The sequence below is a fragment of the Mesorhizobium sp. M1399 genome, assembly GCF_040317735.1.
Classification (GTDB): Bacteria; Pseudomonadota; Alphaproteobacteria; order Rhizobiales; family Rhizobiaceae; genus Mesorhizobium.
The window spans coordinates 406,666-419,020 of sequence record NZ_JAMYKZ010000003.1 but is presented as its reverse complement, the minus strand read 5'-3'; the positions used below and the strand labels follow the sequence as shown (position 1 = coordinate 419,020).

The following is a 12,355-nucleotide window of genomic DNA, read 5'->3' as shown; positions in this document are numbered from 1 at the left end:
TCAGGCTTTCTTGTCCGGCTTGGCGCCGAGATTTGGAAAGAACTGCATGATAGCGCCGATGCAAGCTAGGTAAAGCCCGGTGACCGTAATTCCGATCTTGATGAAATCGCTGACCTGCTCGCCCAGCACGCCGATCTTGTCATAGAAGGAGGCAAGCGCGGCCTGCGCCAGCGCCAGCGCGCCGAAAGCACACCAAAGCAGCGTCATGCCGAGATTGACTGGCCGCAGCCGCTTCACCCGCACCGGATGGATGAAATGGATCGGCACGAAGGTGAGAATGCCGGCCACCACGACCACGGCGAAGGAAACCCATTGTCCGGGTTCGATGACGAACAGCGTGAACACCACCATGTTCCAGACGACTGGAAAGCCCTTGAAGAAATTCTCCTTCGTCTTCATGCCGGTATCGGCATAGTAGATTGCGCTCGACACCACGATGATCGCCGCCGACAGGAACGACAGGCGCTCGCCCATGAAGCCGCGCTGATAGAGCGCGAAGGCTGGAATCAGCACGTAGGTCACGTAGTCGATGATGTTGTCGAGGAGTTCGCCCGACCATGTCGGCAGGATTTCCTTGACGTCGAGCTTCCTGGCGATCGGCCCGTCGATGCCGTCGACGAACAGCGCCAGCCCTAGCCACCAGAACATCGCCGTCCAGCGCTGCTCGCTTGCTGCGACCAGCGACAGAAACGCCAGGAATGAGCCCGACGCGGTCAAGAGATGGACCGAGAACGCCCGCGCCTGCGGCCATGTGACTTTCTTCTTCGGCCGCGGAATCCGGTCGGCGATTTTCCTGGCCGTCGTCTTCTTGCTCACGGTCCCCGCCAGTCCAGCTTGCTGATTTCGGCCGAGCGGCCGGCAAAGTTCCAGTTGCGGCCAAAGGCCCGCATTTTGCTCCTGTCGGATTTGGCGACGATGATCTCCGGCGCGATCCAGTATTCCGAATTGGTGATGACCGTATCCTTGTCGCGATCCTTGCCGGTGATCGGCGTCACCGCGCCATCGATGATCTTCGGTATCTGAAAGATGCGCGTTTTCTCACGCGTCTCGTAGGTGATCGGCACCTGCTCGGCGCCGAGGAACTGTCCGACCAGGATCGAGAGCAGCGATGTGGTTCCGCCGGCCTTGCCGGTGAATATCTTCGTCAGTGCCTTCACAGCGTAGACCGAGGCGCGCTTGTCGATGAACAGGCCGGCAGTCCAATTGCCGCGGCTCATATAGCCGGGGATTTCCATGACCAGCCCAAGATTGAGACCAGACAGGTCGACCTCGCCGAAATGGCCGGCATCGATGCGGAATCCGGCCCAGGTCTGGCAATAGCCTTCTGTCGGCCGATGATTGCCGAGCGACAGCACGCAAGGGCAAAAAACCGTGCAATTGCAGGAGAGGACGAGCTCTCCCTTCATTGCCCAGTTTTGGTCTGTCATCGAATTCTCCCCCTCATGTCGAGACTACTAGCAGCGTGGCTGCCCAGACAAGCAGTATCGCGCCGGCCAGCCGCGTCGGCAGATTGCCTGCCGTCTGTTTTTCGACCAGGCTAAACAGGCCGATGAGCGCCATCCAGAACACGTTCATCACGCCGACGGCAAACATTACCAGCATCAGCGCCCAGCAGCATCCAAGGCACCACAGGCCCTGCTCCATGCCGAGCCGGAAAATGCGAATGGGCCTGGCGCTCCAGTTGGCGAACAGGACCGAGAACGGATTTCTGCACTTCTCCAGACAGGCTTCCTTCAGCCAGCTGAACTGATAGCGACCAGCGATCGACAGCGCGGCTGCTCCGGCAATTCCAACCGCCGGATCGAGCATCTGCCCGGGTGACGCGAATGCATCGACTGCTAGCGTCAGGGCTGCGAACATTGCCGAGACGGCAAGCCAGACGCTTAAATATCCAGCGACGAGGACCAACGGATGGGCGACCGGCTCCCTCTTGATCCTGGCGGTATCTGCGATCTCGCAATAGGTCCGGATCATCGGCGCCGCGGAGGGCAGCATGGTCGCGATGGCCATCAACAGCCACATCGCGGTGAGTGCCCCGCCTTGCGCGCCTAGGCTTGCGTGAAGCGGCGCCGGCGCAAGGCAGAGGGCGAAGAAACGCGCAAGGAAATCCGGCAGCGGCAGTTGCGGCAGATATCTCAGCATAGTGTCACCGGGTGCATCGGTGCCCGGGAGCCGGCTTTACGGCACCACGAACTGCAATTGCGCCGAGAAGGAGCCATGCAAGGGCGATGCCCATGCCAGCAACAACGCTCACCGTCAGTCGAGGGCTGCGCGCAACGCTCGCCATCGCACGGCCGATACCGTCCAGGTGGCTGAAATCGTCTTGTTGGCCGGTCATGGCAACCGAATGGGCCGAATCGCCGCGTTGATCAAGCGACATCACCTGACCTATATGGACCGGCAGGTCGGATAGGCCTCACCTCGCAATCGGGAAGCCGAATTTGGATCATCGGGAAACAGCACGGATACTCGTTGCCGGCAGCGGCCCCGCAGGGCTGATCGCGGCGCTTGGCTTTGCCGAGACCGGCTTTCCGGTGACGCTCGTCGGACCCGAGGCAGCCGGCCCCGATGCCCGGACGACAGCCTTGATGAACCCTGCCCTGAAGATGTTAGAACGGCTCGGGATCCTGGATAGAATCAGGCCGCACGCAGCGCCGCTCAAGGTGATGCGCATCGTCGATGCAACAAGCCGGCTGATCCGCGGCCCGACAGTGACCTTTCGCGCCAGCGAGATCGACGAAGAGCAATTCGGACTGAACGTGCCCAACAGCGTTCTCAACCGCGCGCTAGCCGAGGCTGTCGGCGCGCATGCGGGCATCGAGTGGCGAAAGTCGATGGTGGAGGCATGGCGCCTCGATGCCGACCATGCCCATGCCGTTCTCGCCGACGGCAGCGAGATTGAGGCGTCGTTGGCGGTTGCCGCCGATGGCCGTCAGTCGCCGGCCCGCGAGGCAGCCGGCATCCGGACATCGGTCCGATCCTATCCGCAGGCGGCGCTGGTGCTCAATTTCGGTCACCGCAGCGACCATGCCTTTACTTCGACCGAATTCCACACCGAGACCGGTCCGTTCACACAGGTTCCCCTGCCCGGCAACCGGTCCAGCCTTGTCTGGGTGCTCGAGCCCGATACCGCCAGGGACCTTGCAGCACTTGACGACGCCGAGCTTTCGACGCGGGTCGAACAGCGGATGCAATCGATGCTGGGCCGCGTGTCGGTTGAGCCCGGCCGACAGGTCTACCCCCTTTCAGCGGTGAGCCCGTGGCGGTTTGCGCAGCACCGCGTGGCGCTTGTCGGCGAAGCCGCCCATGTGTTTCCCCCAATCGGCGCGCAAGGCCTTAATCTCGGCATCAGGGACATCGACGACCTGATTGGTACCGCAAGCAGAAATCGCTCGGACCCGGGCGCCGCCAAGGCGCTTGCGACCTATGATTTCAAGCGGCGGCCGGACATCCTGGCGCGCAGCAGCGCGGTCAACCTGCTCAACATGTCGTTGCTTTCCGACATGCTGCCGGCCCAGTTGGCGCGCAGCGCTGGTCTTGGCGTGCTTGAAGGGTTGGCGCCGTTGCGGGCGTTTTTTATGCGCGAGGGTCTGCGACCCGGCAGCGGTTTTGCGGCATTTTTTGGTGGATTGCGAAAACCGGCTGAGCGCTAGCGATCTTGGGTACCGCCCTTGCTCCGCATCTTGCGAACTCAACCCGGCGTCACGCGCTTCGGGATTGAATTGACGCAGAGTCTGCGCCAAATAACGAACATGTCGACGGCAAGGTCTGGACCAATCTTTGCCGGACCGATGCGTTAGAGTCTAAAGTCTTGGAGCGTTCCTTGCGTGTTCCAGGATGCGTGGCGTCCAAGAAGTTCAAGTGGTGAGTGCGATGAAGACAGCCAAATTCTCGATCGGACAGGTGGTTCGCCACCGGCTGTTTCCGTTCCGCGGCGTCATTTTCGATGTCGACCCGCAATTCGCCAACACCGACGAATGGTACGAGGCGATCCCCGCTGACGTGCGACCGCGCAAGGACCAGCCCTTCTATCATCTGCTCGCCGAGAATTCGGAAACGGAATACATCGCCTATGTGTCCGAGCAGAATTTGCTCGAGGACCGGTCGGGCGAACCGGTCCGGCATCCACAGATAGGTGAGATGTTCGAGAAGAGGCCGGACGGGCGCTACGAACCGAAGCACCAATTGAGACATTGACTTAGTCGGGATCTGGCTGGGAGCTGGGACAGGCTTGAGACATGGCTGGACCCGACAAACGGCCGGTCCAAACAAAAAAAGCGGGGCATGAACCCCGCTTTTTTTGGTTCGAAAACCCGTCGATCAGTTTGCGGCCTTCGCCTTTTCCTGCTCTTCCTTGAGCTTCTTGGCAAAATCCTGGTTGTTCTTGGCGACGAACTCCTGGAGCTTCTTCTGCCGGTCCTCGATGTCCGACTGCTGCAGCGGCGGGCCGTCGAAGGCGCCGCTGAAGCCGGTCAGCGCAATCTTGATCGGATTCGGCTGGTTCTGGAAATTGATCGAGGTCAGTGTCAGCGCCGATCCCTTCTTGAAGGATGCGACGAGCTGATCGGTCAGCGGCACTTCCGCCACGCAGCGGTCCGGGAAGCAGATCACATAGTCGAGCTTCTGCGCCTTGCCGCCGTCGATCTGGAGGCCGATGCCGGGAGGAACCAGCCGGCCGGTCGGAACCGTCACCTGGAACACCTTGCGGTTCACCTTGCCCTTCAATTCGATCAGGCTGACGCCGGTGATGAGCTGGCCGTTGCCGGCGGTGGTGATGTTCTGGACATTGCAGATGTCGACGTCTTCCTGCTTGGTGCAGGCCTTGAACCAGCCTTGCGGAATCTGCTGTTGCTGCTGCGCGGAAGCAGCGGGAATCCCGGCGTCGAGAATGCCGACCACGCCAGCGGCCATGACCGACAGGCGGTACGCGTTGCTGTTCAGGCTGGTCATGTCGTGCATTCCTCTCAAATGATCCCGGAACCGGCTTTTTCGCGCCGTGTGGTCCAGCTACCTGTTGCCGAAATGAGGCAACAGAATGACTTCGGACGGCGTGTTACACTGCAAGCGATGCCGAATCCAGCCCGAGCCTCGCGAATCTTGGCCGAAGGATTGGCTCAGGGGGTTGGCCGGTGCACGACCGGCTCATGTATGCTGCGCATCGAATCGGGAAGGAGACGGTCATGGGCCGCGTTGTCATTTGGCTGATCGCCACAATGTTGTTTGTCGGCCTTTCCCTGCAACCGACCCTGTCGGAACCGAAGCACGCGCTTGCCATGCAGGGCGAGCCGGCGCTGCCGGCCGACTACAAGCATTTCAACTACGTCAACCCCGACGCGCCGAAGGGCGGCAGCAATACCTATTGCGGCGGCGGCAGCTTCGACAATCTGAATCCATTCATCCTGAAAAGCCTGCGCACGACGGCGCGCGGCATGATGGATCAAGCCTTTGGCAATCTCGTCTTCGAGCCGTTGATGCAGCGCAACTACGACGAGGCCTTCAGTCTCTACGGCCTGCTAGCCGATACCGCCGACATGGATCCCGAGCGCAAGGGCATCGAATTCCACCTCGATCCCAGGGCCAAATGGTCGGACGGCGAACCGGTGACGCCGGAAGACGTGTTGTTCACCTATGACGTCTTCACCGAGAAGGGCCGGCCACCTTACAGCCAGCGGATGAAAGCGATTGCCAAGCTCGAAAAGACCGGCGACCGCAGCGTGCGCTTCACCTTCAACGACAAGGCCGACCGCGAATTTCCGCTGATCATTGCGCTGACGCCGATCATCCCGAAACACGCTTTCAACAAGGACACATTCGACAGGACCACGCTGAAGCCGGTGGTCGGCAGCGGCCCTTACACGGTGGCGCAAGTCGTGCCTGGCCAGCGCATCGTGTTCAAGCGCAATCCGGACTATTGGGGCAAGGACGTTTCGTCCAAGCGCGGCTTCGACAATTACGACCAGATCACCATCGAATATTTCCTCAACGCCAACGCCAAGCAGGAAGCGTTCAAGAAAGGCATCTGCGCCATCGACGACGACAGCGACCCGGTCAAACGCGAGCGCGATCTCGACTTTCCGGCCTTCCACCGGGGCGAGGTCATCGCCGAAACTTTCGACACCGGCATTCCGCCGGTGGTCAACGGTTTTCTGTTCAACACGCGGCTGCCGAAATTTTCCAATCCGGTCGTGCGGCGTGCGCTCGGCATGCTCTACGATTTCGAATGGGCCAACAAGAATCTATTCGGCGGCAAATACACGCGAACGATGAGCTTTTGGCAGAATTCCGAACTCTCCGCGCTCGGCCACCCGGCCAGCGAAAAGGAAAAGGCCCTGCTGGCCCCCTACCCCGGCCGCGTGCCTGCAGATGTCATGGACGGCACCTACAGGCCGTCTGTCACCGACGGCTCTGGCCAGGACCGCAAGGTGCTGAAGGCCGCATTCAAGCTGCTGAAGAGCGCAGGCTATACGGTGCAGGACGGCGCGATGCTCGATCCCGAGGGAAAGCCGTTCGGTTTCGAGATCCTGACCGCCTCGCAGGACGAAGAGCGACTTGCCGCTATCTATCAGCGCACGCTTGAGAAGCTCGGCATCGATGTCGGTATCCGCAGCCTCGACGGTGATCAGATCCAGTCGCGCAAGCAGCGTTTCGATTTCGAGGTGCTGGTCGGCTCGACCGGTTTCAACAACTCGCTGTCGCCCGGTATCGAGCAAACCGGGCGCTGGGGATCCGCTGCCGCCAACGCCGAAGGCTCGTTCAACCTCGCCGGCGTCGCCGATCCGGCGGTGGACGCGGCGATCGAGGCGATGTTGAGAGCTCGCTCGAAGGAGGACTATGTCGCCGCCGTCCGCGTCCTCGACCGGCTGTTGATCTCCGGTAACTACATGGTGCCGACGCAGCACAACAACCGGCAATGGCTCGCTTATTGGAACTATCTGGAACATCCGCAAAAGACGCCCATATACGGTTATCAGTTGCCGACCTGGTGGCGCAAACCGAAGTGACCTCTTCAGAACAGGAGATCAAGATGAACGACGAGAGTTCGATTACCGTCGATGTGGTCTCCGACGTCGTCTGCCCCTGGTGCTTTATCGGCCAGAAGCGGCTCGACAAGGCGATTGCCGCCGTCGATATCGACGTTCACATACGCTGGCGGCCCTTCCAACTCGACCCGACGATTCCGCCCGAAGGCAAGAACCGCCGCGACTACATGGTGGCGAAATTCGGCAGCGAGCAACGCATCCGCGAAATCCATGCCCGGATCGAGCCGTTGGGCGAGGCTGAAGGGATTTCCTTTGCCTTCGACGCCATCAAGGTCGCGCCCAATACGCTGGATGCGCACCGGCTCATTCGCTGGGCCGGGACGGCCGGCGAGGCCGTTCAGAACCGGCTGGTGCGCCGGCTGTTCCAGCTGAATTTCGAGGAAGGCGCCAATCTCGGCGATCATGCCGTGCTGATCGAAGCCGCCCGCGAGGCCGGCATGGATGCCTCCGTGGTCGAAACGCTGCTGCCGACCGACGCTGATGTCGAGGCGGTGGGCACCGAAATCGCCACCGCTTCGCGCATGGGCATATCGGGCGTGCCGTGCTTTCTGCTTGAGGGCAAATATGCCGTAATGGGCGCCCAGGACGCCGATACGCTTGCCGATGCGATCCGCCAGGTTGCAGCGGCCAAGGCGCGCGGCGAGCTGGAAACGGCGAACTGAGCCGGACTATTTCACCGTCACCTTGGCCTTGCTGACGAAAAAGCCATGGCCATGCTTGCCGGTGCAGGTCAATCCCTTGGTGGATGACTGGCAGGAAAACGGTCCCTTGCCCCAGCTATTGCCGTAGGCCAGCTTGGTGACGTCGCCGCAGCAGCCTTGCTCGCCCGGATTCTTGATCAGCGTCGCCGGGCCTTTCGGCCCGAGGATGATGGTGTCGTAGCTGGGCTCGACACGCGAACAGCTCAGCTCCGGTCCGCCATCCTGCGGCTCGTAGGTGCTGGTGCCGCCCTTCGGCGTATAGATGCAGCCGATATTGCCGGACGGAGTGTTGAACTCGACCTGCCCCTCGGCGTGTGCAGGAACGGTCTGGCTGCCGGCATATGTTTGCGGCAGCCAGGCAAATGTTGCGAGCATCGCGGCAAAAAAAGTCCGTGCAAGCATGAAGAACTCCCCCCGGTTCAAACGTGGATGCGCCCCGGCAGGTTCGATCCGTAGCGCATCATTGTCAAACGCAGTTTTGTTCGCGCTCTAAAAAAGCATGGTCTAATGGATGTTGGTCCGCATCCTAGACTGTGCCGGAGAAGTCATTGCTTGGCTGATTACGGGTTCGTGACAAGGCGGCTTCAACCACGAATCATACGGTCACGTTCTGGCCACCGACGAGGTCGGACCTGACCGTAAAGGCGGGCTGAAGATCGGTTCAGCTTGTGAAAATCGACTGCTGGACGGCGCTTCTATGTTCACAAAGCTGTGTGAAGACCTTCCCTAGGGGAAGGTGTCTACCTGCTCTGGGGCGGGCAAGTAACTGTTTGAAATTGCGTTGATATTCCGCCCCTCGAAACGTGACAGCTTAGCGCCGTGAGCATTCATTCTGTTGCTCCACTGCAACGGCCGGCCAGCCAATCCACCTGCGGTTGGAGAAAAGCTAATGGAAAATGATCAATTGGTGTTACTGTCCGTAACAAAAGAAAAACCGTTTGGGCGGGATTAGTGATTCGGGTCGATAGACCAACGCGACATTCAATATCGGAAAAATGGCTCCGCGGTGCCGCAAGGCAGTCGCCTCTGACGCCCGTATCGTCGATGCGCAGCTTCTGGGGACTGATGCGGGCCTACTGGTTCTCAGACCGTTGGGTGGAAGCCTGGACGCTGACACTGGTGATCGCCCTGCTCACCGCGCTCTCCAGCAAGGCAGGCGTATGGTTTGCCGTAGCATCCGGAGAGCTGGTCAACTCGATCGCCTTTTTCCACGATGCCGCAAACACCACGCCGCTTCAGACATTGCTGACCAATGCCGGGATACTTGTCCTCCTGGTCGTGCTCAAAGATGCGGGTTTTACCGGTATCCGCAGCCTGGTATCCGCAACGTTGCATCGCAAATGGCGAGGCTGGCTCGACAGCCAGTTCAACGAAGCCCTGCTTGATTCCAATCACACGCATTTCCACGCTCAGCATGGTTCGTCAGGCGCCGCCGCTCCCGACAATATCGACCAGCGCATCCAGGAATCGATCAAGGATATGACGGGCGGAGCCATCGGCCTCGCCATGGGGGTCCTGGCCGTTGCTACTTCATTGTATTTCGTCGGCCAGCAACTGCTTGCACACTCGGCGGAGGTCAAAGGGTTGGAGTTCCTCGGCAGCTATGGCAGCGCCGTCCTCGCGTTTCTGGCAGTCGCCACCTACGTGCCGTTGAACACCTGGATCGCGGTCAAGCTGGGCAGGCTGCTGGAACGGCTCAATGTCAGAATGCAGCAGGCCGAAGGCAGCTATCGCGGCGAGCTGATCACGTTCCTACGCCGCAGTTTTCATGTCGCCGCATCGCAAGGCGAGAACGTGCAGAAGACGGTGCACAGCCAGCGCTATGTCGACATCGACCGCACCTGGGCGCGGCTGAACATCGTCAACACAGGCTACAATTCGTTCGAGCTGATCTACAATTTCATCGGCGCCCGCATTGTGGCCTACGGGCCTGGGCTAGTGCCGTTCATCCACAACGGGTTCGATCTCAAGGGTTACATAACTGGCTCTGAAATGGTCAATTCACTGATCAGCCAGTGTTCATGGTTCATCCACGTCATGCCTGCCATCGCCGCGGTGCGGGCCAACAGCCAGCGAGTCACCGAACTCGCAAATGCGATCGAAAACGTCCAGCACCCGCAGGAATTCTACGGGCTGACCGGCCGCTCCGATTTTCGTTATGACCGCCAGAACTCGGTGTTCGGCCTGACCATCCAGAAGCTCGAATTGGCGCATCAGGGCGAGGACGCCACCCCGTTCCTGAGCGCTGCAAACTTGCGCTTCCGGCGTGGCGAGTGGACGTTCCTGAAGGGCGAATCCGGATGCGGCAAAACCTCGCTGATCAAGGCGATCAACGGCCTGTGGCCTTATGGCCGCGGCACCATTGTCTTCCCTGAAGGGGTCAGGAGTTTCTACGCCGCCCAGGAGGTGAAGCTGCAGCAGGTCTCGCTGAAGCAGCTTGTCTGCCTGCCCGGTTCCGAGCATGATTACGCCGACCGGCAAGTCGCATCCGCCCTGCACAAGGCCGGCCTCGGCGACTTCATCGAGCATCTGGCCGATGAGAGCCGTGAAGGAAAGATCTGGGATCAGGTTCTTTCGGGTGGGCAGAAACAGAAGCTGGTCGTCGCCCGCATCGTGCTGCAGCAGCCCGGACTGCTGTTCCTCGATGAAGCCACCGGCGCGCTCGATCCTGAAGGACGAATTGCCTTCCATCAGGCGATCAAGGACAATTGCCCCGACGCAACGGTGATCTCGATCATGCATGAGGCGACGCCGCCGAGATCGGTCGCGGGAACCGAATTCTACCACAGCGTGGTTGCGATCGCCGACGGCGTCGCGACCAAGAAGCCGCTGGTTCCGAGCTTGCCGGTCGAGCTCACCACCATCCTCACGCAGCCGACGCGGCCGGCCGAGGACAAATGGCTGCGCTTTCCCCGCCGGCTGAAGCAGAGATAGCCGCGGCACCACTGCCGGCATCCAGCCAGCCTGCCACGCAGCCCGATCACAGTCTCGCGATCCAGTCGGTTTGCCGCCGTTTTGACCCGCTCTCGCGATTGACTCGGCAAGGCGCGCTCCTATGTTGCGCCGGCTCGCAGAGATCCCAACCCGAACCCGCGAGCAGAAAGGTCACCGCGCCATGCCTGGCGACAGTCACAGTCGAACGCAACCGCCGTCCGCTTGACGTGACCTGACCGGCTCACGTCCTGCCGGACGGCAAGGAGTGAGCCATGAACGAGTTTTCCCCTGTCGCGGGCGGCGATGCTATCGCCATCGCCCGCGTGCTTGCCAACGAACACATCGCCGATATCGTCGAGGCCTTGAATCAGGAGCCCCGCGAGACAGCATCGGATCTGCTCTGCGAAGTGCCGTTCGAGCGGCTGGTCGAGATCTTCGACCAGCCTGAACTCGACGGCGCGTCCGAACTGGTCGAGGCGCTGCCCCGCAGCAGGGCAGGCAGGCTGCTTGCGGCCATGTCGGTCGACCGCGCCGCCGACATACTGCGCGATCTGAACGAACCGGCTCGTTCCGAACTGCTCGGCGGCCTGGCGCCGCCGCTGCGCGCGACGCTGCTTGCCATTCTAGGCTACCCCGAGGGCAGCGCCGCCTCGCTCATGACGACCGAATATGTCAGCGTGCCGCCGGACTGGAGCGTGGCCCGCACGCTGGATTACGTCCGCAAGGTGGAGCGGACACGCGAAACCGTCTACGCGATCTACATCGTCGATCCGAAAACGCATGTCCTGTTGCGCTCGACCAGCTTGCGCCGGCTGATTGCCGGTGAGCCGGATGAGCTGATCATGGCGGTTGCGCCGGATCGCGCGCCTATTACCGTGTCGCCGCTGACCGATAGCGAGAAGGTCGCACAGCTGATCTCGAAATACGATCTGCTCGCCGTCCCGGTCGTGGACAACGGCAAACTCCTCGGCATTGTCACCATCGACGACATCATCGACACGATGATCGAGGAAACGACCGAGGACGTGCATCGCTTCGGCGGCATGGAAGCTCTGGATGAGCCCTACATGAAGATGAGCTTTCTGGCGATGATCCAGAAGCGCGCCGGTTGGCTATGCGCGCTGTTCGTCAGTGAGATGCTGACAGCCAACGCGATGCAGAGCTACGAGGGCGAGCTGGAAAAGGCGATCGTGCTGACGCTATTCATTCCATTGATCATGAGCTCCGGCGGCAATTCCGGCTCGCAGGCGACCTCGCTGGTCATCCGGGCGCTGGCGCTGCGCGAAATCGGCCTTGGCGACTGGTGGCGGGTGGCCCTGCGCGAGCTGCCGACTGGTCTGGTGCTTGGCTCGATCCTTGGCGTAGTCGGCGTTTGCCGCATCGCGCTCTGGCAGTATCTCGGCTTCTACGACTACGGCCCCCACTGGCCGCTGATCGCAATGACGATCGGCGCCACGCTGGTTGGCATCGTCACCTTCGGCTCGCTGTCTGGATCGATGCTGCCGTTCGCCCTGAAGCGCATCGGCTTCGATCCGGCCAGCGCATCGGCTCCGTTCGTCGCCACGCTGGTCGACGTCACCGGGTTGGTGATTTATTTTTCTGTGGCGCTGGTGATCCTGCGCGGAACGCTGCTGTAAAAAAACTCACGCACTTCCATCGCGGCAATCCCGTTGCCGCGAT

At 61.0% G+C, this 12,355-nt stretch carries 11 protein-coding genes; 6 read left to right on the top strand and 5 right to left on the bottom strand.

All coding sequences use genetic code 11. The features are described 5' to 3' along the window. Genes pcsA through NKH05_RS06870 form a run of 3 tightly spaced genes read right to left on the bottom strand, consistent with a single transcriptional unit; the run spans position 1 to position 2,142 of the window. Positions 1-816 carry a phosphatidylcholine synthase gene (pcsA, locus tag NKH05_RS06880; RefSeq protein WP_352716674.1) on the bottom strand — a complete coding sequence of 272 codons (816 nt, stop codon included), beginning with the start codon at positions 814-816 and terminating at the stop codon, positions 1-3. Beyond that, positions 813-1,427, bottom strand: a complete 615-nt coding sequence (locus tag NKH05_RS06875; protein ID WP_352494658.1) for a DUF1326 domain-containing protein — start codon at positions 1,425-1,427, stop codon at positions 813-815. The genes pcsA and NKH05_RS06875 overlap by 4 nt, the downstream gene beginning before the upstream one ends. 13 nt (positions 1,428-1,440) lie before the next feature. Beyond that, the gene (locus tag NKH05_RS06870) at positions 1,441-2,142 is read right to left on the bottom strand and encodes a DUF2182 domain-containing protein (RefSeq protein WP_352494657.1); all 702 of its coding nucleotides are present in this window, start codon (positions 2,140-2,142) and stop codon (positions 1,441-1,443) included. A gap of 299 nt (positions 2,143-2,441) precedes the next feature. Between NKH05_RS06870 and NKH05_RS06865 the strand changes: the two genes are divergently transcribed. Then, positions 2,442-3,653, top strand: a complete 1,212-nt coding sequence (locus NKH05_RS06865; RefSeq protein ID WP_352515827.1) for a UbiH/UbiF family hydroxylase — start codon at positions 2,442-2,444, stop codon at positions 3,651-3,653. Between the two features lie 220 nt (positions 3,654-3,873). Further along, positions 3,874-4,197 (top strand): heat shock protein HspQ, encoded by a 324-nt coding sequence (gene hspQ, locus NKH05_RS06860; RefSeq protein WP_023717606.1) that lies wholly within the window; start codon positions 3,874-3,876, stop codon positions 4,195-4,197. A 123-nt stretch (positions 4,198-4,320) separates the two neighbouring features. On the opposite strand, the gene NKH05_RS06855 is transcribed toward hspQ, so the two are convergent. Beyond that, positions 4,321-4,950 carry an invasion associated locus B family protein gene (locus tag NKH05_RS06855; protein WP_353025181.1) on the bottom strand — a complete coding sequence of 210 codons (630 nt, stop codon included), beginning with the start codon at positions 4,948-4,950 and terminating at the stop codon, positions 4,321-4,323. A gap of 230 nt (positions 4,951-5,180) precedes the next feature. On the opposite strand from NKH05_RS06855, the gene NKH05_RS06850 reads away from it, so the two are divergent. Together NKH05_RS06850 and NKH05_RS06845 are read left to right on the top strand one after the other, a co-directional pair. Beyond that, positions 5,181-7,001 (top strand): extracellular solute-binding protein, encoded by a 1,821-nt coding sequence (locus NKH05_RS06850; protein WP_353025179.1) that lies wholly within the window; start codon positions 5,181-5,183, stop codon positions 6,999-7,001. A 23-nt stretch (positions 7,002-7,024) separates the two neighbouring features. Next, the gene (locus NKH05_RS06845; protein WP_352494654.1) at positions 7,025-7,702 is read left to right on the top strand and encodes a DsbA family oxidoreductase; all 678 of its coding nucleotides are present in this window, start codon (positions 7,025-7,027) and stop codon (positions 7,700-7,702) included. A 6-nt stretch (positions 7,703-7,708) separates the two neighbouring features. On the opposite strand, the gene NKH05_RS06840 is transcribed toward NKH05_RS06845, so the two are convergent. Next, positions 7,709-8,143, bottom strand: a complete 435-nt coding sequence (locus NKH05_RS06840) for a hypothetical protein (protein ID WP_352494653.1) — start codon at positions 8,141-8,143, stop codon at positions 7,709-7,711. Positions 8,144-8,785: 642 nt separating this feature from the next. Here NKH05_RS06840 and NKH05_RS06835 point away from each other — a divergent pair. Together NKH05_RS06835 and mgtE are read left to right on the top strand one after the other, a co-directional pair. Then, entirely contained in the window at positions 8,786-10,675 is a 1,890-nt protein-coding gene (locus NKH05_RS06835) for an ABC transporter ATP-binding protein/permease (protein ID WP_353025177.1), read from the top strand. A gap of 272 nt (positions 10,676-10,947) precedes the next feature. Continuing rightward, positions 10,948-12,312, top strand: coding sequence for a magnesium transporter (gene mgtE / locus NKH05_RS06830; RefSeq protein WP_352494652.1), 1,365 nt, complete (start codon positions 10,948-10,950; stop codon positions 12,310-12,312). Positions 12,313-12,355: the final 43 nt, after the last annotated feature.

Excerpts from the sequence above, each read along its gene's own strand:
- NKH05_RS06875 (WP_352494658.1), bottom strand. The coding sequence starts at position 1,427 with ATGACAGACCAAAACTGGGCAATGAAGGGAGAGCTCGTCCTCTCCTGC.
- NKH05_RS06870 (WP_352494657.1), bottom strand. The coding sequence starts at position 2,142 with ATGCTGAGATATCTGCCGCAACTGCCGCTGCCGGATTTCCTTGCGCGT.
- hspQ (WP_023717606.1), top strand. The coding sequence starts at position 3,874 with ATGAAGACAGCCAAATTCTCGATCGGACAGGTGGTTCGCCACCGGCTG.
- NKH05_RS06855 (WP_353025181.1), bottom strand. The coding sequence starts at position 4,950 with ATGACCAGCCTGAACAGCAACGCGTACCGCCTGTCGGTCATGGCCGCT.
- NKH05_RS06850 (WP_353025179.1), top strand. The coding sequence starts at position 5,181 with ATGGGCCGCGTTGTCATTTGGCTGATCGCCACAATGTTGTTTGTCGGC.
- NKH05_RS06845 (WP_352494654.1), top strand. The coding sequence starts at position 7,025 with ATGAACGACGAGAGTTCGATTACCGTCGATGTGGTCTCCGACGTCGTC.
- NKH05_RS06840 (WP_352494653.1), bottom strand. The coding sequence starts at position 8,143 with ATGCTTGCACGGACTTTTTTTGCCGCGATGCTCGCAACATTTGCCTGG.
- NKH05_RS06835 (WP_353025177.1), top strand. The coding sequence starts at position 8,786 with ATGCGCAGCTTCTGGGGACTGATGCGGGCCTACTGGTTCTCAGACCGT.
- mgtE (WP_352494652.1), top strand. The coding sequence starts at position 10,948 with ATGAACGAGTTTTCCCCTGTCGCGGGCGGCGATGCTATCGCCATCGCC.